Source organism: Baekduia sp. (assembly GCF_035996765.1).
Taxonomy (GTDB): Bacteria; Actinomycetota; Thermoleophilia; order Solirubrobacterales; family Solirubrobacteraceae; genus Baekduia.
The window spans coordinates 99,160-121,676 of sequence record NZ_DASYJG010000061.1 but is presented as its reverse complement, the minus strand read 5'-3'; the positions used below and the strand labels follow the sequence as shown (position 1 = coordinate 121,676).

Annotated in this window: 17 protein-coding genes; 11 read left to right on the top strand and 6 right to left on the bottom strand. The window is 68.7% G+C overall.

Annotation, left to right across the window (positions count from 1 at the left end; all coding sequences use genetic code 11):
• Positions 1-204: 204 nt before the first annotated feature.
• Genes VGO10_RS14065 through VGO10_RS14055 form a run of 3 tightly spaced genes read left to right on the top strand, consistent with a single transcriptional unit; the run spans position 205 to position 9,266 of the window.
• Positions 205-1,188, top strand: coding sequence for a TetR family transcriptional regulator (locus VGO10_RS14065; RefSeq protein ID WP_327469353.1), 984 nt, complete (start codon positions 205-207; stop codon positions 1,186-1,188).
• Positions 1,189-1,244: 56 nt separating this feature from the next.
• On the top strand, positions 1,245-6,164 hold the full coding sequence (locus VGO10_RS14060) for a hypothetical protein (protein ID WP_327469351.1): 4,920 nt from the start codon (positions 1,245-1,247) through the stop codon (positions 6,162-6,164).
• A 9-nt stretch (positions 6,165-6,173) separates the two neighbouring features.
• Positions 6,174-9,266, top strand: a complete 3,093-nt coding sequence (locus tag VGO10_RS14055) for a hypothetical protein (RefSeq protein ID WP_327469349.1) — start codon at positions 6,174-6,176, stop codon at positions 9,264-9,266.
• 52 nt (positions 9,267-9,318) lie between these two features.
• Here VGO10_RS14055 and VGO10_RS14050 read toward each other — a convergent pair whose 3' ends face one another.
• Complete coding sequence (locus VGO10_RS14050; protein WP_327469347.1) at positions 9,319-9,759, bottom strand: hypothetical protein; 441 nt, start codon at positions 9,757-9,759, stop codon at positions 9,319-9,321.
• Positions 9,760-10,060: 301 nt separating this feature from the next.
• Here VGO10_RS14050 and VGO10_RS14045 point away from each other — a divergent pair, with 301 nt between their 5' ends.
• Both VGO10_RS14045 and VGO10_RS14040 read left to right on the top strand, forming a co-directional pair.
• The gene (locus tag VGO10_RS14045) at positions 10,061-10,519 is read left to right on the top strand and encodes a hypothetical protein (protein ID WP_327469345.1); all 459 of its coding nucleotides are present in this window, start codon (positions 10,061-10,063) and stop codon (positions 10,517-10,519) included.
• A 39-nt stretch (positions 10,520-10,558) separates the two neighbouring features.
• Positions 10,559-11,233, top strand: coding sequence for a hypothetical protein (locus VGO10_RS14040; protein WP_327469343.1), 675 nt, complete (start codon positions 10,559-10,561; stop codon positions 11,231-11,233).
• A gap of 28 nt (positions 11,234-11,261) precedes the next feature.
• Here VGO10_RS14040 and VGO10_RS14035 read toward each other — a convergent pair whose 3' ends face one another.
• The 3 genes from VGO10_RS14035 to VGO10_RS14025 all read right to left on the bottom strand — a co-directional run bounded on the left by VGO10_RS14035 (position 11,262) and on the right by VGO10_RS14025 (position 14,156).
• The gene (locus VGO10_RS14035; protein ID WP_327469341.1) at positions 11,262-11,477 is read right to left on the bottom strand and encodes a DUF4926 domain-containing protein; all 216 of its coding nucleotides are present in this window, start codon (positions 11,475-11,477) and stop codon (positions 11,262-11,264) included.
• 12 nt (positions 11,478-11,489) lie between these two features.
• Positions 11,490-11,864: a DUF6883 domain-containing protein gene (locus VGO10_RS14030; protein ID WP_327469339.1), complete on the bottom strand. Its 375-nt coding sequence runs from the start codon at positions 11,862-11,864 to the stop codon at positions 11,490-11,492.
• Positions 11,865-11,975: 111 nt separating this feature from the next.
• Positions 11,976-14,156 carry an MMPL family transporter gene (locus tag VGO10_RS14025; protein ID WP_327469337.1) on the bottom strand — a complete coding sequence of 727 codons (2,181 nt, stop codon included), beginning with the start codon at positions 14,154-14,156 and terminating at the stop codon, positions 11,976-11,978.
• Between the two features lie 209 nt (positions 14,157-14,365).
• On the opposite strand from VGO10_RS14025, the gene VGO10_RS14020 reads away from it, so the two are divergent.
• Complete coding sequence (locus tag VGO10_RS14020) at positions 14,366-16,546, top strand: MMPL family transporter (protein ID WP_327469335.1); 2,181 nt, start codon at positions 14,366-14,368, stop codon at positions 16,544-16,546.
• On the opposite strand, the gene VGO10_RS14015 is transcribed toward VGO10_RS14020, so the two are convergent.
• Positions 16,503-17,408, bottom strand: coding sequence for an alpha/beta hydrolase (locus tag VGO10_RS14015; protein WP_327469333.1), 906 nt, complete (start codon positions 17,406-17,408; stop codon positions 16,503-16,505). The genes VGO10_RS14020 and VGO10_RS14015 overlap by 44 nt on opposite strands.
• Before the next feature lie 101 nt (positions 17,409-17,509).
• Between VGO10_RS14015 and VGO10_RS14010 the strand changes: the two genes are divergently transcribed.
• Positions 17,510-18,079, top strand: a complete 570-nt coding sequence (locus tag VGO10_RS14010) for a TetR/AcrR family transcriptional regulator (protein ID WP_327469331.1) — start codon at positions 17,510-17,512, stop codon at positions 18,077-18,079.
• Between the two features lie 6 nt (positions 18,080-18,085).
• On the opposite strand, the gene VGO10_RS14005 is transcribed toward VGO10_RS14010, so the two are convergent.
• The gene (locus VGO10_RS14005) at positions 18,086-18,949 is read right to left on the bottom strand and encodes a DUF2127 domain-containing protein (RefSeq protein WP_327469329.1); all 864 of its coding nucleotides are present in this window, start codon (positions 18,947-18,949) and stop codon (positions 18,086-18,088) included.
• A gap of 51 nt (positions 18,950-19,000) precedes the next feature.
• Between VGO10_RS14005 and rapZ the strand changes: the two genes are divergently transcribed.
• The 4 genes from rapZ (at position 19,001) to VGO10_RS13985 (ending at position 22,484) form a co-directional block, all read left to right on the top strand.
• Complete coding sequence (gene rapZ / locus VGO10_RS14000; protein ID WP_327469327.1) at positions 19,001-19,912, top strand: RNase adapter RapZ; 912 nt, start codon at positions 19,001-19,003, stop codon at positions 19,910-19,912.
• Between the two features lie 7 nt (positions 19,913-19,919).
• On the top strand, positions 19,920-20,285 hold the full coding sequence (locus VGO10_RS13995; protein ID WP_327469325.1) for a VOC family protein: 366 nt from the start codon (positions 19,920-19,922) through the stop codon (positions 20,283-20,285).
• Positions 20,286-20,352: 67 nt separating this feature from the next.
• Entirely contained in the window at positions 20,353-21,354 is a 1,002-nt protein-coding gene (gene gap, locus VGO10_RS13990) for a type I glyceraldehyde-3-phosphate dehydrogenase (protein ID WP_327469323.1), read from the top strand.
• Complete coding sequence (locus tag VGO10_RS13985) at positions 21,351-22,484, top strand: phosphoglycerate kinase (protein WP_327469321.1); 1,134 nt, start codon at positions 21,351-21,353, stop codon at positions 22,482-22,484. The genes gap and VGO10_RS13985 overlap by 4 nt, the downstream gene beginning before the upstream one ends.
• Positions 22,485-22,517 lie beyond the last annotated feature (33 nt).

Below are 22,517 nucleotides of genomic sequence, written 5' to 3'. Positions count from 1 at the left end.
CTGTGGAGCCGGGGCGAAACGCACAACAGACGCTGGGTCAGTCGCCCTCGCCACACCACCGGCCGGCGGCACGGTTGCACCGTGCCCGCAGGTCCGGAAAGGCGGGTCGATGGTCGCTGCCCCGACGTCGGCCGCCGCATGGGCGGCACCGGTCGAGGGAGCACGTCAGCCATGGGTCAACCAGCACCACCAGCGGAGCGCGAGATGAGCGGATCGAGGCAGCTTCAGCGCCGCGGGCACCGCGTCGCCGTCGAGCAGGTCGAGGCGTCCCAGCGCCAGCGGTTGATCGCCGCGATGGCGCACGTGGCGGCCGAGCAGGGCCGGCGCGCGGCCAGCGTCGAGCTCGTCTGCGAGCGCGCGGGCATGTCGCGCCGGACCTTCTACGACCACTTCACCGACGGCGAGCAGTGCTTCGTCAGCGCCGTCGGCCAGGCTTTCGACCAGCTCTTCGCCGCGATCAACACGGCGGTCGGCGCCGAGCCGCAGGACTGGGAGGACCGCGCGTGCACGACGGTCGCGGCGCTGATCGCGACGCTCGACCGCGACCGCACGCTGGCGCGCTTGTGCGTCGTTGAGCCCCACAGCGGCAGCGCGGTCGCGCTGAGCATCCGCCACGCGGCGGTGCACCGGCTGGCGCTGGTGCTGGCCGCTGGGGCGACGGTGGGGGACGAGGGGTTGCGCGATGCGGCCGCCCGCGGTGCGGTAGGCGCGATCCTCGAGTTGGCGACCGACCCGATCCTGGCCGGTGAGTCCTTGCAGCCGATCGTCGCGCCGGCGTTGTACACGGCGCTCGCCCCCTTCACCGGTCGGCGGGTCGCGAGCCTGCGCGCTGCTGATCCGCCGCGCATCTCGGCGATGAGCGTCGTCGCCGTCGCCGAGCCGCGTGTCTCGGCAGCCGACCAGCTGCTGGTCACCGAGCTCACTCGCCAGACCGTGCTGTACCTCCTGGCGCATCCCGAGGCCTGCAACGTCGAGGTCGCCCGTGCGATCGGCGTGCGCCACGAGAGCCAGATGAGCCGTCATCTCGTGCGCCTGGAGCGCGCCGGGGTCGTGACGCGCCGGCGCGCCGGGCGCGCGAACGCGTGGCGGTTGTCGGAGCGCGGAGCGGACGCCGCACGCGTGCTGCGAGACGAGAAGCCGGGAAACGAGCCGCGGCTCCCTGGCGCAAGGGGCGAGGTCGCCCGATGAGTTTGTCGCATTCAAGCCCTGCTGTTCACGAACACACCACGAGAGAGATCACCTGCATGACTGACCGTGAGTTGAAGGCCGGCGCTGGCGCGTCGGGGGTGTTGGGTCGCTGCGTCTTGGCGCTTGTGCTGGTCGCGGTGCTGGTCTTCGCTGGCTCTGCGCATGCTGCGACCACGCACGTCTTCGCTTCGAACTTCGGCTCTGCGGGTTCCGGTGATGGTCAGCTGTCGTTGGCGGCTAGCAGTGGTAGTGCGGTTAACGCGACCTCGCATGTGGTGTATGTCGCGGACACCAACAACGCGCGGGTCGTGGAGTTCGGTGCTGATGGCAGCTTCGTGCGGGCGTTCGGCGCTGATGTGGGTGGGGCGGGCGTCGATGTCTGCACCACGGGTTGTGTGGCGGGTACGCCGGGCACGGCGGCGGGGGAGTTCACGACGCCGACGTTCATCGCGATCGACAACTCCGGTGGTCCGTCAGACGGCGACGTCTATGTCGGTGACACGACCAACAACGTCGTGCAGAAGTTCGCCGCCAACGGCACGTTGATCGCCGCGTGGGGCTTTGGCGGAGTGCTGGACGGCTCGACGGCGACCGGCGGCCCGTTCGGCCCGCTGGCCGGCATCGCCGTCGACGCCACCGGCAACCTGTTCGTCTACGACACCAACGCCAACATGTTCTCGTTTGGCCAGGACGGGACCTACACCACCACCTTCAACACCACCTTTGGCGTCAGCCCCGTCGGCATCGCGGCAGACTCCACCGGCAACCTCTACATCGTTCGCGGGACACCCTTCGTCGAGAAGATCTCGCCTGCCGGGGCCGACCTGGGCACCGTCGACAGCTGTGGCTGTGCCACCGGACTGGCCCTCGACACGTCCGACGACCACGTCTACGTCGCCCACGGCAACTCGATCCTCGAGTTCACCGCCACCGGCTCCCAGGCCGACAGCTTCGGCTCCGGCGCCCTTACCGCGGCCGCCGGCCTCGCCGTCGACCCGACCACCGGCCGCGTGCTCGCCGTCGACCCCGGAGCCGGCCAGATCACTGCCTTCACGCCCCAGCTTGTCTACAACCCGCCGACGCACGTCTTCAAAACGGCCTTCGGCGCTCCCGGCTCAGGCGACGGCCAACTCGGGCTGGTCGACAACAGGAGCTCCCTCGGCGGCAGCAGCACCCTCGCGCGCCGCAGCTCGACCGGCGACCTCTACGTCGCCGACACCACCAACAACCGCGTCGTCCAATTCGACGCCACCGGCACCTTCATTCGCGCCTGGGGCTGGGGCGTCGCCGACGGCTCCCCGGCGTTGCAGACCTGCACCTCCGGCTGCCAGGCCGGCCTCCCGGGCAGGGGCGCCGGTCAGTTCGACATGCCGGAGCTGATCGCCGTCGACAATTCCTCCGGTCCGTCCCAGGGCGACGTCTACGTCGGCTACGGCTTCGGTGGCGACACCTTGCCGGTAATCCAGAAGTACTCCTCCTCGGGCGCCTATCTGGACACCATCGACTCGACCACCACTCCCAGCTTCAACACCGGACTCATGGGGATCCAGGTCGACGGTGCAGGCCATCTATGGGCCCTTGTTGCTGGAAGCCAGCTCGCCGGCAAAGATCACAGTGCCCACACCTTCGAGTTCGACCCTTCGGGCGCCATGATCGGCGGCTTCCAATTCGGCCGGGGCGGCGAGATCGGCGGGATGGCCATCGACTCGACGGGCAACTTCTACTTCGGCGATGGCTACAAGGTCAACTCTTCCGGAGCCTACTTGGGCCAGGTGAGATTCGGTCTTAGGTTGATTTACAATTCGGTGCCGGGTTTCTACGGTGGTCCAGCGGTCGATCTCGGCACCGACGACGTCTACTACGCCGACGGCCTTCACCTCCTCCGCTTCCCCGCCTCGTGCGATGTGCGGTTGAACTTTCCCTGCACGCCGAGGGAGGACTTCGGCACCGGCGACGTTGCCGATGCCGTCGAAGCCGCCGTCGACTCCTCCAGCGACACGATCTACGTCACCGATGCGGGCAGCGACCAGATTAAGGTCTTCGTCCCGACCCCGGCCCTGTCGACGGGCGCCTTCTCCGACCGGACGTCGACCGGCGCCACGTTGACCGGGACGGTCGATCCGCGCACTACCGCGATCACCGATTGCCACTTCCAGTACGTCGACCATGCCGACTATCACGCAGGCGACCCGGACCCTTACGCCGCGGGTCAGACCGCACCGTGCGTGCCGGCGCCGGGATCCGGCAACGGCGCGGTGGCGGTCCACGCCGACCTTTCCGGGCTCACCCCGGGCGTTGCCTATGACTACCGCCTGGACGCGGTCAACGCCAACGGTACCTCCGGCGGCGCGGACGAGGTCATCCCGTCCGGACCGCCCACCATCGACGCCGTCTCGGTCTCCGACGTGTCGGCCGACTCCGCCGAGTTGCGCGCGCGGGTCAACCCCAACGGCGGCGACACCCGGCTGCACTTCGAGTACGTCGACGACACCACCTTCCGCTCCAGCGGCTTCACCAACGCCGTCGTCACGCCTGACATAGATCTTGGAGCCGGTTTCGATCCGGCAGACGGGACCCGGCGCCTGCAGGGCCTCCAAGCCAACGCCACCTATCACTACCGCGCCGTGGCGACCAATTCGCTCGGCACCACGACCGGCGCTGAGCACGCCTTCACCAGCCAGACGCTCGCGACCGACGCGGCCGACGCCTGCCCCAACGCGGCGCTGCGTCTTCGGCAGACGTCGGCTTTCCTGCCCGACTGCCGCGCCTACGAGCAGGTCTCACCGGTGGACAAGAACGGCTCCGAAGCGCTCGTCACCGTCGACAAGGCCTTCCAGGCTGCCGCAGGGGGCGGCTCCTTCGCCTACACGGCCTCGCAGGCCTACGGCGACGCCCAGACCGGCACCACCGTCGACCAGACCTACCTCGCCGCGAGGTCCTCGTCGGGCTGGACGAGCCACGCGCTCGTCCCTCGCCAGCAGAACGGCCTCTTCCTTCCCACCGTCGTCTTCTCCGCCTTCTCCGACGACCTCTCGCACGCCACGTTGAACAACGGCGGCGGCCAGGATGCCCAGGACGATCCGCCGCTCGTGCCCGGTGAGCCCGCCAACAACGACAACCTCTTCGTGCGCGACAACACCAACGACACCTGGCAGCTCGCCAACGTCACCCCTGCGAACACGGCCTCGGCCGAGACCGTGTTCCGCGGAGCGTCGCCGGACCTCAGCAACGTCGTCTTTACCGAGCGGGCCCAACTCACCCCCGACGCCCCGGCGCCGTCCGGCGATCTCGACGTCAACCTCTATCACTGGAGCAATGGCACGGTCCATCTCGTCGGCATCGACCCGGACGGCCATGCCTTCCCGGGATCTGCCCGGGCTGACCTTGCCGAAGATAAATTCGATCCTGCCTCTCCTTCGTATCGCCCGGCCGACCCGCACGCCGTCTCTGAAGACGGGTCGCGGATCTTCTTCCGCGCTGCCGGCGCCCTGTACGTCCGCAAGGACGACGCTGTCACCGTCCAACTCGATGCGCCTCAGGGCGGCTCAGGTCCGGGTGGAGGCGGCGGGCTTGCCGTCGCTTCCACCGACGGTGCTCACGCCTTCTTCACCGATGACGCTGCCGCCGGCCTGACCAGCGACACCGTCTCCGGCAGCGGCGCCAACCTCTACCGCTTCGACACCGCCAACGGGACGCTCACCGATCTCACTCCGACCGCCGACGCGGGAGTGGTCGGTGTCGTCGGTGCCTCCCACGACGGCTCATATCTCTACTTCGTGGCCAACGGGGACCTTGACGGCCCGGGCCCCGCCTCGGCCGGAAATTGCGCTACCGACCCTGACGACCCCGCCACCGGTGAGTGCAGCCTTTACATGGTCCATGATGGCACCACCACCTTCGTGGCCAGGCTGTCGGGCTCCGACGACGGGGCCACGTGGAACGGCGCGCGCCAGGGTCCTGTCAGCTTCAACAACGCGGCGGCAGTCTCGCCCGACGGGACGTACCTCGCCTTCCAGTCATCTCGCCCCCTGACCGGCTATGACAACACCGCAGCAAACGGCCGCAGTTGTGGGAAGGCGTTCAACGACACCGACGACCTCGGGCCGGCCTGCCCGGAGGTGTTCCTCTACCACGCTCCAACAGGTGAAGTTAGCTGCGCCTCCTGTCGCCCGAGCGGAGACGCTCCGCAGGCGATGTCGACCATCACCCGTCCTCCAGGAGAAGAAGACGGCCAAGTCCTCGCCCACCCCTCTCCACGGGCCATCTCCAACAGCGGCCGCGTCTTCTTCAACTCTCTCGACAAGCTCCTGGCTGGGGACACCAACCACACCTACGACGTCTATGAGTTCGAGCCCGATCTCGCCGGTGACTGCCGGCGCGCCGCTGGCTGCCTCGCGCTCATCTCTTCAGGCCAGAGCGCGCAGAACGCGCTCTTCCGCGATGCCTCGGTAGACGGCTCCGACATCTTCTTCACGACCAACGATCCGCTCGTCGCCCAGGACGGTGATCGGGGCAGCGACGTCTACGACGCGCGGGTCGGCGGTGGCATTGCGAGCCAGAACCCGCTGGCGCCCACGTCCTGTCAGGGTGCTGCCTGCCAGGGGCCGAGCAGCGCGCCGCCGCCTCCGCCCAGCGCGGCGACGGTGATGTTCACCGGGCCCGGCGACGCCGTACGGCGCCCGGCATCGACTGCGGGCAAGGTGAAGGTGATCGGTCACCCCGCCAAGGGCGCGAGCTTCCTGGTCACGGTCAAGGTGCCGCGGGCGGGCCGGATCACCATCACGGGCGCCGGGGTCAGCGCCGCGCGCAAGTCCGTGTCGAAGCCGGGGACCTACAGGCTCCGGGTCACGCTCACCGCCAAGGAGAAGCGCGTCCTCAAGCGCCGGCACACGCTCAAGCTGAGGCTGCGCGTGGCGTTCGCCCCCGCCGGGGGCGGCGCCTCGCACGTTTCCTTCTCGATCACGGATAAGGCATAGGACAACGCCATGACGACTACTGACGCGACGACCACGAGCATGAACACAGAGCACGGCGGTCCGTGGAGGTTGCGACGCGTTGCGGCTTCGCTGCTGCTCGCGTGCGTCTGGCTCTCTCTCGCCGGCGCCTCGTCGGCGTGGGCGGACTTCGGCCTGCTCCCCGGCGCCGCCGGCTTTGACGGCTCGGTCACCAACCAGGATGGCTCGACCGCCACGCAGGCCGGCTCGCACCCCTTCGCCATCACCACCACCATCAACTTCAACGCGACGGTCAACCGGCAAGGACAGCCCGCCCCCGACGGCAGTCCCCGCGATATTCAGGTCGACGTCCCCCCGGGGTTGGTCGGCAACCCGACCGCGATCAGCACCTGCACCGTCACCCAACTCAGCACCTCCGATGTCGGGGACAGCCATACGAACAGCTGTCCGGCCAGCTCCCAGATCGGCACCACCGTCGCGTTGCTCACGCAGGGGTCCGGGATCGTGCCGATTCCCGCGGCGGTCTTCAACATGCAGCCGCCGCGGGGGCAGCCGGCCGAGTTCGGCTTCGACATCCTGGGTGTCAATGTCCTGATCGGAACCAAGCTGCGCACGGGCTCTGACTACGGCATCTCGACCACCCTGCACCAGATCTCCTCCGCGCTGCCGCTGACCGGCGCGACCCTCAGCCTCTGGGGCGTCCCGGGCGATCCTGTCCACGACATTCAGCGCTGTCTCGACCTGCAGCACGACAGCAGCTACCCGACCTTCAACACGTGCGATGGCTCTTCGTCCTTTGACAGCCCGAACTCGTTCGACCTGCCCGTAGAGCCGTTCCTGACCCTGCCGACATCTTGCTCTGGCCCTCAGACGGTGTCCATCGCGACCGACCAATGGGTGCAACCTGGTCGGGTCAAGCCGGATGGTTCGCCAGATCTTTCCGATCCGGCTTGGGTCACCAGCAGCTTCGTGAGCCATGACGCCTCGGGCCATCCGGTCGGTGCGGACGGCTGCAACCGCCTTGACTTCAGTCCGACGGTCATGGTCCGCCCGGATACGGTCTCGGCCGATGCGCCCGCCGGTCTCAACGTCGACCTCCATCTCCCGCAGAGCGACAACGCGGACGCGCTGGGCGAAGCCGATCTGAGGAAGGCGGTGGTGACGTTGCCGGCTGGGTTCTCGGTCAATCCGGCGGCGGCGGATGGGCTTGAGGCGTGTAGTCCGGCGCAGATCGATTTGACCGGTCCGGGTGCGGCGAGGTGTCCGGATGCGTCGAAGGTCGGGTCGGTGGAGATCGATACGCCGTTGCTCGATCATCCGGTCAAGGGCGGGGTGTACATCGCTAGGCAGAACGACAACCCATTCAACTCGTTGTTGGCGATCTACATCGCGGTTGACGATCCCCAGACAGGTGTCGTGGTCAAGGTGGCGGGTCATGTTGAGCCTGATCCGGTGACGGGGCAGCTCAAGACGACCTTTGACAACAACCCGCAGTTGCCGTTCAGTGATTTGAAGGTTGATTTCTTCGGTGGGCCGCGAGGTGCGATTGCCACCCCGCAGGCCTGCGGCACCTACACCGCGACCGCGGAATTGACGCCGTGGAGCGGGACGGTGCCGGTCACCAGGACCGATAGCTTCGACATCACGTCGGGGTGTGTGAACGGTTTCCATCCGGCCTTTACGGCGGGGACCAAGAACACGCAGGCCGGAGCGTTCTCGCCGTTCGTGCTCTCCTTCTCGCGCTCAGATCAGGACGAGGAGCTGGCCGGACTGAAGGCTACGCTGCCAACCGGCCTGCTGGCCAAGGTCGCCGGGGTGGCGTTGTGCTCGGACACGGATGCCGTTGCCGGCACCTGTCCAGAGGCGAGCCAGATCGGTTCTGTTACCGCGGGGTCCGGCGCGGGTAGCGCACCGCTGTTCTTGCCCGGCAAGGCATATCTGACCGGCCCGTATAAGGGTGGGCCGTACGGTCTGGCGGTCGTGGTTCCGGCCAAGGCCGGCCCGTTTGACCTCGGCAACGTCGTGGTGCGTCAGAAGCTGGAGATTGATCCGATCGACGCGCACGTCACCGCGACCTCAGATCCGTTCCCGACGATCCTGCAAGGGATCCCGCTACGGGTCCGCCGCGTCGACGTCACCCTCGATCGGCCCGACTTCACGTTGAACCCGACGAGTTGTGCGGCTAAGCAGATCCAGGCCCAACTGGTGTCGACCAGCGGCACGTTGGCCGATCTGTCGGCGCCGTTTAGCGTCGGGGGCTGTGGCGATCTGACCTACGCGCCGAAGCTGGCGATCAGCCTGACGGGCAAGGGCCAGACGACCGACGACAAGCACCCTGGTGTGCATGCGGTGCTAACCCAGCCGGTGGGGCAGGCCAATAACAAGAAGGTCACCGTCACGCTACCGCTGTCGCTGGCCTTGGATCCGGATAACGCGCAGTCGTTGTGTGAGTTCACCGACGGGTCCAAGGTCGACCCGACCTGTCCGAAGGGCAGCATCGTCGGCACCGCCACGGCCAAGTCGCCGATCCTCGATCAGCCGCTGACCGGGCCGGTGTACTTCGTCAAGAACATCCGCAAGGACCCCAAGTCCGGGCGGGAGATCCGGACCCTGCCCAAGCTGGTGATCCCGCTGACGGGCCAGAACGGGCTGCGGCTCACGGTCACCGGCACGTCGAATGTCGTCGACAACCATCTGGTGAGCACGTTCGACAACCTCCCCGACGCCCCGGTGTCGGACTTCACGCTGGACATCGACGGCGGCAAGCACGGCATCCTCGTCGTCTCGGGCACCGACATCTGCAAGTCCACCCAGATCGCCACCCGTCAGGCCGATGGCCAGAACGGCAAGACCGCCGATGCCTCACTCACGCTGAGCACCCCGGCCTGCCCGCTGAAAATCATCCGCAAGACGATCGGCAAGACCAGCGTGGCGATCAAGGTCGGCGGCCTCGGCGCCGGCAAGATCACCGTGTCGGGCAAGGGCATCAAGAAGACGACCAAGACCATCAGCAAGTCGACGGTTGCGACGATCACCGCCAAGCGCACCAAGGGCAAGCCCGGCAAGGTCACGGTCTCCTTCGACCCGACCGGACCCGCCAAGGCACGCAAGACCACCAAGTAGGAACGACGGCACACCCGGGTCGCGGATCACGCCGCGACCCGGGGACGCCGGCTCAGCCCTTGACGGCCCTGGCGTAGACGCCGAACAGCCGGTCCAGGACCTGGGCGGCGAGGCGATCGACGGTGATCTCGGCGAGAAGCTCGGGGTCTATCGGCTTGTCGACCGGCAGGCCGTCGAGGCGGTCGTTGTTGCAGCGCGCCAGGTCGTAGCGGCGATGGCGCAACTGCTCGACGAGGTCATCGGTCAACGGGATCTCGAACGTCTCGACCTCGGGGTCGACCTGGTCGGGGTCCCACCCGACGGCGGTGATGAGCGCTGTTGCTGCGCAGAAGCGCATCGCCAGCGTGTACTGGGCCTGGGGCCCGTAGAGGAGGAAGTCCTCGAACAACTCGTGGCCGAGGTCCATGACCTTCTTGGCCTCGAGCCGAAGGACATCGGCGGTCTCGCGATCGACGGTGATCACGCGGGCGTGGGTACGCTGCGGGGTGCTCATGGGAGTTCATGCTCCTTTGGGTCACGCCCCCGGCCGTTCGTACCGGCGCGGGGGCACTTTTTATTGATGTAGGCAGAGCCTAATCGGTGGGGCGGACGGACTCTGGTGGTCTGGTTTCGCCCCCTCGTCGTCTGCTCGCAAGCTCCCCAGGGCCGCGTCAGCGGTCCTTTGATTCGGGCAAAGGACCTCGTCTTTGTGTCGAGTGCAGCAAGGGCGTTACGCCTGTGCATCAACATCGGCACGGATCGCGGGATCAAGGCAATGGCCTACTACGGTCGCCGCCTTAGTGCCGCACGAGCTCTTGGACAACTACGCCGCTGCGCTGCTCTGGAATCGACCCGGCCCCGAGGCGTACTGGTTCCACTACACCTCGCCGAGAGTTGCACGCACGATCGTTCGTGAGGGCACCTTCAGGGTCGGTGCCCCGCGGGTCGACGGCCGTGCAGGGATCTACGTCTGCCCATACCAACCGGGTGCGCTGACCGAGGAGAACCTGGCGCGCCGGTTGCTCGACGGCGCCTTTCACGAGCGCGACCGGTTGCAGGCGGCGGTGGTCCTGCTCGCTCATCCCGCCATCGTGCTCCTCAGCGACCCCGATACTCGTGATGGCATGCTGCTTCGCGCCGACCCGGGCTCGCTCGTCCAACTGCCCGATCAGATCATCGGCTTCGCGGAGCGGGACGGCAACCGGTGGCGGCATTCCCGGGCCTGCTTCGACTCCATCCAGCTGCGCATGTTGGCCGGCGATGGTCAGCCCTAACCTTCAAAGGGAAGGGTCCGGTAGGCTGTGAAGCTCGCCATGCCCAAGTCCTCATCCTTGCCAGCCACCCGCATCGATCTCCCATGGCCGACCCTGCACGGCCAGCAGGCCGGCTACGTCCTTGGCGATCGGTATGTCGAAGGATTTGCCGACGACCTCGCGCTGGACCTGCGAGGACGATGGCGCATCGCCCACTGGGCGCAGACGTTCGGTCACGAGCTCGATGACGCGCAGCGTGCCTTGTTGGAGTCGCCGGAGCCGGTGGACCCCATCGGCAGGGAGCTGCTCTACGCCACCTCCGACGACATCGATCTCCACCTTCCGCTCGCTGGGCAGTTCGGCCTTTACGACCGTCTCACCGAGGAGGAGCTGCTGCTCGCTCATGAGCCGTGGCGCCGCCTGGGTGGTCAGGAGCAGCCCGGCGAGGAGCGGCGCGACTACCCGGTCAACGTCACCGAGCTCGCGACGCTCACCGGCACCACCCCCAAGCAGGTTCGCGAGTGGGAGACGGCCGGGCTGCTCCCGGCCGGGTGGGTCGACGGCCGTCGCCAGTTCTTCCTCGCCGCAGCCATCCACGCCTTCGCGTTGCGGCACCTGAGCCGCTTCCAGATCGCCGCGCTCGCCAACCTCATGGCGGCCGAGAAGGACGACGACGTCTTCATCCAGCTCATCGAGCACACGCTCGCCGCGCGCCGTCGGCGCACCGCGTCCTGACCAGATAGGTCTGCTCCGTACTAGAGCGCTACGCCGGCCAGCGCTGCTGAAGAATGAGCTGGTCGGCGGGTACCGGGACGATGTTGTCCAAGAACTCGCGATCGGGGTCGGTGAACTCGACGAGGAACATGCCGAGGTGGTAGTCGCTCACGGCCGTGCCGACGGTACCGGCCGGGCGATTGTCGAACGGCTCACGCAGGGCCACCACGTCGTGCTCGGAGATCTCATGCTCGACCCGTGTCATCGTGAACTGAGGTTAGCCGCTGATGTAGGCCGTAACCAGCCGCGGACGATCGTCTGCATGTTCTAGATGCCAAGCGGTCTGGATGACGATAACGCGATCGCTTCTCTCCCGGAGTCCGGTGACCGGCAGGCGGACTCCACAGACGAATCCGAACGGTGCGTTGTCGCGTACATTGGTGATGACGGCGTCGAGCACTTCTCTGCACAGCGTTTTGGCGAGATGATCGACGTCGGCGAGGGTGATTCCAAGGATCTGCTCAAAGCCCTTGGCCTTGGGACCCCCGTCCGGATGATCGATGTTGAGACTGTAGGTCACGAGCTTCTCGGTGATCCCGAACGCCTCGGCGGCTCGCGGGAGCCGGTCGCCGACGATCGGAGGCCAGGACACCCTCGGATCGTGTCATCGGGTTTCGCCGGTGCCAGGCGTTGTCACCGAGTTGCGAGGACTTCGCTACGAACTCGGAGCGAAGTCCTCGCAACTCGTGACGAAGAGTCGGCCTCAGCCCGCCGCAGGCGCCGGTGCCGTCTCGATCGCCACATCCGGCAGCACGCGCGCCAGGCGGCTCGGAAGCCACCAGTTCCAGCGGCCGAGCAGCTCCATGGTCGCGGGCACCAGGATCAACCGCACGAGCGTGGCGTCGATGATGATGGCGACGGCACAGCCAAGTCCTAGTTGTTGAATCGACGGGACGCCCGTGCCGACGAAGACGGCGAAGACCGAGGCCATGATGAGCGCCGCGCTCGTGATCGTGCGGGCGCTGGCCTGGAGGCCCTCGGCGACCGAGCCGCGGGGGTCGCCGGTGGCGACCCAGCGCTCGCGGATCCGGCTGAGCAGGAAGACCTCGTAGTCCATCGACAAACCGAAGACGATCGCCAGCACCAGCGGCGGCGTCAGCGCGTCGATGTAGCCCGTCGAGTGAAAGCCGAAGAGGCCGTCGACCCAGCCCAGCTGGAAGACACCGACGAGCACCCCGTAGGCGGCGCCGACTGACAGCAGGTTCATCACGACCGCCTTGAGCGGCAGCACGACCGAGCGCAACAACAACAGAAGCACGATGTAGGACAACGCCAGGACGAAGAGCGCGATCAGGCCCAGCGAGCCCGAGATGCGGTCGACGAAGTCGACGGTGAAGCCGGGTGCGCCGCCGACGTCCGTGCCTGCGGGCAGCGTGTCGCGCAGCCGGCGCGTCAGCGATGTCACCTCGGCGGACTCGCCGTCGTGGTGCGCGATGGCCCGGATGAGCACCCTGCTGCCGTCGCGGGAGAGGACCGGCGCCGACGCGCCCGCGACCTCACGGTCGGCTTTCAACACGGCCTGCACGCGCGGCACGGCATCGCGCGCGGCGACGATGTCGAGCGGGCTGGAGGCGCCCGGCCCGGCGATGCGCGCCGCGGCCTCGGCGCCGACGCGCGTCTCGTGGCCCCTGGGGAACTGCGCGAGCGCGCCGTTGCGCATCTCCATCTGCAGCGCGGGGACGGCCAGCGCCAGCAGGATCGCCGCCGTGCCGCCCGCCGCGAGGATCGGGCGCCGCATCACCGCGCTCGTCCAGCGCTTCCAGAACGAGGCGCGCGGCACATCGCGATCACCGCGGCGCAGGCCGCTGAAGAGCCCGACGATGCGCGAGGTGACGCCAGCGGTCCAGCCCGGCTCGTAGGCACGCCGCCCCGCCAGCGAGATGAGCGCCGGCAGCAGCGTCGTCGCCGCGATCACCGAGACCGCCACGACGAGGATCGCGCCGAGCGCCATCGAGCGCACCGACATCGTGTCGACGATGAACAGCCCCGCGAGCGAGACGATGACGGTCAGGCCCGAGAACGCCACCGCGACGCCGGAGGTGGCCAGCGCGGTCGCCCGCGCCGTGTCGGGATCCTGTCCGGCGGCGATCTCCTCCCGGTAGCGCGCGAGCACGAAGAGCGAGTAGTCGACCGCCACGCCGATGCCGATCATCGACGCCATGTTGGTGACGAACACGCTCATGCCGGTCACAAGCGAGAGCCCGTAGATCAGCGCACCGGTCACGGTCACGGCGACCACCCCGAGGGTGACGGGCAGCAGCGCCGCGGCCGCCGAGCCGAAGATCGCCAGCAGGATGAGCAAGACGATGGGGAACCCGATCCCCTCTGCCGAGGCGAGGTCCTCCTTACTGAGATCCTGCATGCCCGCCCACAGCGCGCCCTGGCCGACGAGGTGCATCACCACCGGCGCGTTGGCGTCGGCGTCCTTGATCCCGAGGCGCTTGCGCAGGTCGACGGCGACGTCGATCGCGTCGCTGTCAGAGACCGGCGTGTGCAGCGAGACGATCAGCGGGCGGACGCCGTCGCGGTCGACGGTCGCCAGCGCCTTCGCCCGCGACGCGGCGGGCAGGTCGACGTTCTTGGTCGGGCCCGCTGCTGCGCCGACCTTGGCGATCGCGTCACGGACCTGTGCGGGCGTCGCGCCCTTGCGCGGAACGAGCACCGCGGCCAGCGTGGTGCCCTGCGCGGTGTCGAAGTCCCGCTCGACGGCGTGTTGGACGGCCACCGACTGCGAGCCGGGGACATCGAAGCCGCCGCCACTGAGGTGATCGGCCTGGCGCGCGGCGAACGGGACGGCGGCGAGCACGACGAGCGTCCAAGCAACGAGGACCAATCGACGGCGACGGCTGACCAGTCCGTCGAGGCGAAGCATGAGGGTCTGCACGATGGCCTCCTGAGCTACACGGCAGTCGGGTGAGCGACTCTGCTCATCAGGGACCTGTGGATGTGTGCGATGACGCACGCAACGCCCATGCCATCGGTAGTGTGACGCAACGCACACCGACGACTATGTATGACTGCATAGATACTCGGGTCGCAGTCCAAGGGAGGGTTGTCGTGTCGAGTCCGCGGTCCACGTCTGTCTCATCAGAGGTGCCTAGTGCGTCGCTGCTCCAGCGCATCGCCGGCCTGACCTGGCGGCGGCCACGTCTCGTCCTGCTCGTCGTGGCGGCCTTCGCGATCGTCGCCGGCGTCGTCGGGCACGACGTCGAGCACCACCTCCAGGCTGCGGGCTTCACCGATCCTGCCTCTGAGAGCGAGCGTGCCACCGAGGTGGTGCGCCAGGCGCTGGGCAGTGACCCCAACCCGGGCATCGTCGTGCTCGTGCGGGCGAAGGACGGCGGCCGGCTGGACACCAAGAGCCCGGCGGTTCGCGCTGAGGTCGCGCGCCTGGCGCGGGAGCTCGCGCAGACCCGCTACGTGGGACGGGTGGTCAACCCGCTGGCGCAGCCTCGTGCGGGTCAGGGCCTCGTCGCGGCCGACGGCCGCTCGATGATCCTGTCGGCCGGCCTCTCCGTCGTCGACATCGAGGACAAGGGCGGCGTCGCCGCACAGGACGCGCGCCGGCGCGTGCACTCCACGCTGCTCGACGTGTCGATGACCGGCTACGCGCCGGGGTTCAAGGACGTCAACGACCAGACGCGCAAGGACCTCAACCGCGCCGAGCTGATCGCGTTCCCCGCGTTGACATTGTTGTTGCTGCTCGTCTTCCGCGGCCTCGTCGCCGCGGCAGTGCCGCTGCTGCTCGGCGTGCTGTCGATCATCGGCACCCTGTTCGTCCTGCGGTTGATGTCGATCTTCGTCGGGACGTCGCTCTTCGCGCTGAACATCGCGACGGCGCTCAGCCTCGGGCTGGCGGTGGATTACGGACTCCTCATGGTCTCGCGCTACCGCGAGGAGATCGACGGCGGGAGATCGCCCGAAGAGGCTCATCGCATCACGGTGCTCACCGCCGGGCGTACGGCGCTCTTCTCGGGCGTGACGGTCGCGGGCGGGATGGCGACGCTGATCTTGATGCCGCAGCGCTTCCTCTACTCCGTCGGCGCCGCGGGTGCCGCGGTCGGCATCCTCTCGGCGGTCAGCGCGCTCTTCGTCGTGCCGGCGCTCCTCTCGCTGCTCGGGCCGCGTATCAACGCACTGTCGGTCCGGCGGCCGGCGAAGTCCGTCTCGGATGAGTCCGACGGCTGGATGCGGCTCGCGCGCGCGGTCATGCGCCGGCCGATCCTCGTCGCGCTGGCGACGATGGGCCTGCTGCTCGCCCTGGCCGCGCCGCTGTCACAGACGGTGCTGACCGGGCCGAGCGGGCAGGCGGTCTCGTCCGGGCTCCCGTCGTATGACGCGACCAAGTACGTACCGGCCCACTACACACGCGGCGTCACCGAGGCGGTCACGGTTGCCGTCCACGGCGCCGTCACGCCCGCTGCGCTCGCAAACCTCCGGCGCCAGGCGCTGGCGGTGCCCGGCGTCGTGCGCGGCACGGCGTTCGCACGCCCCGGCGCGACCGTGTCCTACATGAACCTCGCGTTGAGCGCTCCGGCCCTCGACCGCTCGGCGCAGGACGCCGTCAAGGCCATCCGCGCGCTGAGACCGCCGTCCGGCGCCGAGATCCTGGTCTCCGGCACCACGGCGCGCTTCATCGACCAGAAGCAGAGCCTGCTCCACAACGCGCCGGTGGTCGTCGTGGCGATCAGCCTCATCATCTTCGTGTTGATGTTCTTGCTCACCGGCTCGGTGGTGATCCCGCTCAAGACGCTGCTCATGAACGCGCTGACGCTCGCCGCCACCCTCGGCGCGCTCGTCCTGGCCTTCCAACACGGCTGGCTCACCGGGCCGTTGCAGTACGAGGGCCCAGCCGCGATCGAGGTCTCGAGCCTCGTCTTCCTCTTCGCCGTGACCTTCGCGTTGGCCACCGACTACGCGGTGCTCGTCATCGCCCGGATCAAGGAGCAGCACGACCGCGGGCTCTCCAACGAGGAGGCGGTCGCCACCGGCATCGCCCGTACGGGGCGGATCATCAGCGCCGCCGCGGTCATGATCGCCGTCGTCTTCCTCGCGTTCGCCGTCAGCCCGATCTTCTTCATGAAGGAGATCGCCGTCGGCATGACGGTCGCGGTGCTGATCGACGCCACGATCGTCCGCGCGTTGTTGGTGCCCTCGCTCATGCGCCTGCTCGGCGAGCGCAACTGGTGGGCGCCGAAGCCGCTTCGGGTCCTGCACCGGCGCTACGGCATCAGCGAAGGGGCGGCGCCGGCGCCGGCGGAAAGCAACGCCTGATCTCGTCGGCGAGAGCCGCGGGCTGGTCTTCGGGCGTGAAGGAGTAGGCGTCGGTGATTGGGATGACCTGCGCGTCGGCGAGCGCCGCGGCGTAGCGCTGCGCGTGGGCGATGGGGAAGATCTGGTCCTCAGGACCCCAGGCGAAGAGGACGGGCCGGTCGAAGCGCGCGATGAGCTCTGCGCCCGCCGCGTGCACCGGCGTCGACTCGGCTGAGGACATCACCTTCGCGGTGTCGCGCAGCACGTCGAGGTTGGCGAGGCAGGGCAAGGCGTAGGAGTCGGAGACGAGGTCGTCGATCGGGTGCTTGATGAGCAGTCCGAAGGCGACGGGCGCGGCACGCACGGTGCGGTCGCGCAGGGCTTCGAAGAGCTGGCCGAGCGCGGCGCTGTCGCGGGCGACGGCCGGCAGACCGTCGAAGGGCGGTGGCGGGAAGGCGTCGTAGGGCGTCTCGCACGAGTTGAGCACGAGCCGCGCCACGCGCTCCGGATGCCCGGCGGTCGCGATCTGCGAGTAGGCCCCGCCGGAGTCGTTGCCGACGAGCGTGACGTCGTGGAGGTCCAAGGCGTCGAGCACACCGGCGATGAGCGCGCCGCAGCCGGTCGGGGTGAGGTCGGCGTCCGGGGCCAGCGGGGTGCGGTGGGCACCAAGCGGGAGGTCGAGCACCACGCAGCGGAAATCCTCCGCGAGCGCGTCGACGACGGAGCGCCAGAGGTTCGCGTTGGCCAGCCAGCCGTGGGCGAAGACGAGCGTCGGGCCGGCACCGCGCTCGAAGTACTCGAGACGGCCATGGCTCGCGAGCTCGACGGTGTGAAGGGCACCGAGCAGGTCCGAGCGCCAGAGATGCGGGGTGGTGGAGGTCATGAGACCGGAGACGCTACCCGACTTTCTGATGGTCCGGTCATAAATTTATAGGCGAGCAGTCATCTTTAGCTGACCAGGCCGTCATGTACCCTGCGTCGTCGATGGTGCGACAACCGCCCGACAGCGAGCCGGTCACCCCCAAGGGTCGCCGCACCCGCGAAGCGCTGCTGGACGCCGGCGAGCAGCTCGCCGACACCGCCGGCCTCGCCGGCCTGTCCGTCGCGGCCGTGGTCGAGCGCGCCGGCGTCGCAAAAGGGACCTTCTACGTCTACTTCCCCGACCGCGAGATCTTCATCGACGCCCTGCACCAACGCTTCTACGCGCGGGTGACGCAGGCGGTCGCACAAGCGGTCGATGGCCTACAACCCGGCCGCGAGCTGCTTCTCACCGCCATCGACGCCTACCTCGACGTCTGCCTCGCCAACCGCGCGGTCAAGGCCTTGGTCTTCGAGACCCGCGCCCAAGGCAACCTCACGACGACGATGGAGCAGCGCCAGGAGCAGTTCGCGGTCCTGGCTCAGCCGAGCGTCAAGGCGATGGGCCTGACCCCGCCCAAGGTCGCCGCCCGCCTCATCGTCGCGATGACGATGGAGGCCGCGCTGATCGAGCTCGAGGCCGGTGCCCGCGTGCCTGGCGCGCGCAAGACGATCCGGACGCTGGCGCAGGGCTGACGACCGTCAGCCGCGCGCGGGCGCGGGCTCCGGGACCCCCGCCTCCAACGCCGGCCAGCCCACGTCGCGCGCCGCCAGCTCCTCATCGGCGGCGGCACCGCCGCGCAGCCCGAACAACCGCTTGGCATACAACAAGTAGGCCACGACCGCCACGTTGACGATCAAGGCAAGGATCTTGAACGGCGTCGCATGCTGCGTGAGCTCGTAGACCTCGACGGGCAGCAGCGACGAGGTGACGATCAAGGTGAGGTACTCGGCCCAGCGCTTGCCGTACCACAGCCCCACGGCCTCGATGCCCTCGATCAGCGCGTAGGTCAGCGCGATCGCCGCGAAGAGGTGCAGCTTCGCCGAGCGCAGCGAGAAGAGCTCGTCGATGCGATGCGTCAGCCCGTGGCCGGAGCGCGCCGCGCCGTTGCCGGCCGACTCGCCTGTCACGTCGGCGATCACCCGCAGGACGACATCGCGCAGGTCGGCGCGGTTGGCGCTGAAGAGCAGGATCGCGATCCCCAAAAGCCCCAGCCCGACGAAGTGCAGCGCGCGGTTGATCGCGATCAACCGCAGGATGATCTTGTCGCGCAGCGGCTTGCCCCGCAGCGGCAGGACGATCTCCTCGCGCTCGGGCGGGACCTCGCGCGCGACAGACGCAGGATCAGGCGCCGGCAGCACCAGCCACGAGTCGCAGCGCAGGCAGCGATGCCAGCGCACGCCGTCGATCTCCCGCGCGACGATCGCGTCCGACGGTCGCAGCTCCCGCGCATCCAACCCGACCAGCTCGTGGCCCGCGACCCCGCAGACCAGCAGCTCCCAGTGGAACCGCGGCACGAACCGGCGGGGCGCTTCGCGCACCCCTGGAGCCAGGCGATGGGTCACTTGGCACGGACCCTAACCTGGACGGTCCGGCACGCGCGTCATGATGTCGGCATGGCCGTCAGCAGCACGCCGGCACCCACGACCATCGAGTCGCATCTGCAGGACCTCGTGGTGATCTCGGGGTTCTCCGGCGCGGGCAAGTCCACCGCCATGGCTGTCTTCGAGGACGCTGGCTACTTCTGCGTGGACAACCTGCCCCCGGAGATGATCCGCTCGCTCGTCGAGCTCTTCACCCACGAGGGCTCCAAGGTCGAGCGCGCGGCCGTCGTCTCCGATGTCCGTGGCGGCGAGTTCTTCGAGCCGCTGCAGGGCGTCCTCGACGAGCTCCACACGCGGGAGCTCCCCGCGCGCGTGCTCTTCCTCGACGCCGACGACCTCACGCTGATGGACCGTTACAAGGAGACGCGCCGCCGCCACCCGCTGGCGCCGGAGTCCTCGATCGCCTCCGGCATCGCCGCCGAGCGCGCGATGCTCGGGCCGATCCGGGACCGCTCGGACTTCGTCATCGACTCCTCGGGGCTGAAGGCCTCGCACCTGCGCCGCCGGATCGCCGACGAGCTGCTGCCGCGCCATCGCCGCGGGCGCCTCGCGCTGACGATCCAGAGCTTCGGCTTCAAGCACGGTCCGCCGCGTGACGCCGATCTCGTCTTCGACGTGCGCTTCCTGCCCAACCCGCACTACGTGCCGGAGCTGCGGCCCAAGACCGGGCTGGAGGCCGAGGTCGTCGCGTACGTCGCGCGCGAGGGCAAGCTCGCCGAGTTCTACACCTTGCTCGAGCCGCTGCTGGACTTCCTCGTGCCCCAGTACGAGGAGGAGGGCAAGGCCCACCTCAGCGTCGCCATCGGCTGCACCGGCGGCCGCCACCGCTCCGTCGCGATCACCGAGCATCTCGGCAAGCGCTTCGGCGCACGCGACGACGTGGTGGTCGAGATCGAGCACCGCGACATCGGTCGCAAGCCCTAAGGACCTCATGCTTGACCACGTTGGCTTCGAGGTCTCAGACCTCGCCCGCTCCGCGCGCTTCTACGACGCGCTCTTCTCCCGCCTCGGCATCCGCCGCATCCACGAGTTCGAGGCGGCGATCGCCTACGGCAGCCACGAGCCGCGGTTCTGGATCGTCTCGCGCGGCCGGCCGCCGGCGCCGGGCTACGGCCATTGCGCGATCCAGGCCACCGGCCGGGTGGCCGTGGACGCCGCCTACGCCGCGGCGCTGGAGGCCGGTGGACGCGATGACGGCGCTCCCGGACCCCGTCCACAGTACGGCCCGCGCTACTACGCGGCGTACCTTTTGGACCCCGATGGCCTGCGTGTCGAGGTCGTCGCCGGAGGGCACTGAACAGAACCGGCTCGATAGGGTCCGACGTCCGAGATCGCCTCCCCCCAGGAAGGACTGACACCCTCACATGCCCGTACGCGTCGGCATCAACGGCTTCGGCCGCATCGGCCGCAACCTCTTTCGCGCCGCCCAATCCCAGGGCGCCGACATCGAGTGGGTCGCCGTCAACGACCTCACCGACTCAAAGACGCTCGCACACCTCTTGAAGTACGACTCGATCCTGGGCCCGTACCCCGGAACGGTCGAGGTGGCAGACGACGGCATCCTGGTTGACGGCAAGCTGCTGAAGGTCCTGGCCGAGCGCGATCCGGGCAACCTGCCGTGGGGCGACCTGGGCGTCGACGTGGTCGTTGAGTCCACCGGCTTCTTCACCAAGCGGGAGGCTGCTGCCAAGCACCTCGACGCGGGCGCCAAGAAGGTCATCATCTCGGCGCCGGCCAGCGGTGAGGACATCACGGTGGTGCTGGGCGTCAACTTCGACAAGTACGACAAGGACAGCCACCACGTGGTGTCCAACGCTTCGTGCACGACCAACTGCCTGGCGCCATTTGCCAAGGTCGTCAACGACGCGATCGGCATCAAGCACGGCCTGATGACGACGATCCACGCCTATACGGCCGACCAGAATTTGCAGGACGCGCCGCACTCCGACCTGCGCCGCGCCCGCGCCGCCGCCGTCAACCTCGTGCCGACCTCGACCGGCGCCGCCAAGGCCGTCGGCCTCGTGCTGCCCGAGCTCAACGGCAAGCTCCACGGCTTCGCCGTGCGCGCGCCGATCCCGACGGGCTCGATGGTCGATCTGACCTTCGTGGCCGAGCGCGAGACGTCGGTCGACGAGATCAACGAGCTCTTCGCGAGCAAGGCCGACACGGGCGACCTCACGGGGATCCTGCAGTACACGACCGACCCGATCGTCTCCTCCGACATCGTCACCAACCCGTTCTCGTCGATCGTCGACGGCGGGCTGACCGCGGTGATGGAGGGCTCGCTGGTCAAGGTCGTGTCCTGGTATGACAACGAGTGGGGCTACTCGAACCGGCTCGCCGACCTCGCGCAGAAGGTCCTTTGAGAACCCTCGACGACCTCGGCGAGCTCGAGGACAAGCGCGTCTTCGTGCGCGTGGACTTCAATGTCCCGCTGAAAGACGGCGTTATTGGGGACGACGCGCGCATCCGCGCTGCGCTGCCGACCCTGCAGGAGTTGCGCCGCCGTGGCGCGCGGCTCCTGCTGGCCGCCCACCTCGGGCGGCCGAAGGGGCGTGACCTGGACTTCAGCCTCGCGCCCGTCGCAGCGCGGCTGACCGAGCTGCTCGGCGCCGACGTCACGCTCGCCGGGGATCTCGACACCGTGCCTGACGGGGACGTCGTGATGCTCGAGAACGTCCGCTTCGAACCGGGCGAGACCAAGGACGATCCCGAGCTGGCGGCGCGCTACGCGGCGCTCGCCGACGCCTACGTCAACGACGCCTTCGGTGCCGCGCACCGCGCGCACGCCTCGACGCACGCGATCGCCGAGCTGCTGCCGAGCGCCGCCGGTCTCTTGCTCCAGCGCGAGGTCGAGACGCTGCAGGGGATCCTCGCCGACCCGCCGCGCCCGCTCGTGGCGATCGTCGGCGGCGCCAAGGTCACCGACAAGCTCGGCGTCTTGGAGGCGTTCCTCGAGGTGGCCGACACGGTGTTGATCGGCGGCGCGATGTGCTTCCCGTTCTTCAAGGCCCAGGGCCATTCCGTGGGCGCCTCGCTCTGTGAGGAAGAGGGCATCGCCCCGGCCCAGCGCGTCTTGGCCGACGGTAGCGACAAGGTGCGGCTGCCGGTCGACCTCGTCTGTGGCGAGGCGTTTGACGCCGAGACGCCGGTCACCGATGTTGATGGCATTGACGTCCCCGACGGCCTGATGGGCCTCGACGTGGGCCCGCGCACGGCGGCCGCCTACGGCGAGATCATCGCCTCGGCGGGCACGGTCTTCTGGAACGGCCCGATGGGCGCGTTCGAGCTGGCGCCGTTTGCGGCCGGCACGCGCGCGGTGGCCGAGGCCGTCGCGGCGGCGTCTGGCACGACGGTGGTCGGCGGCGGCGACAGCGCCGCGGCACTGCGGCAGTTCGGGCTCGAGGATCAGGTGACGCACCTCTCCACCGGGGGCGGCGCATCGCTCGAGCTGATCGAGGGCAAGACGCTTCCGGGCGTGGAGGTGTTGGCATGAGGTCGAACGTTGCAGTCGTGAATGGTAGACCGG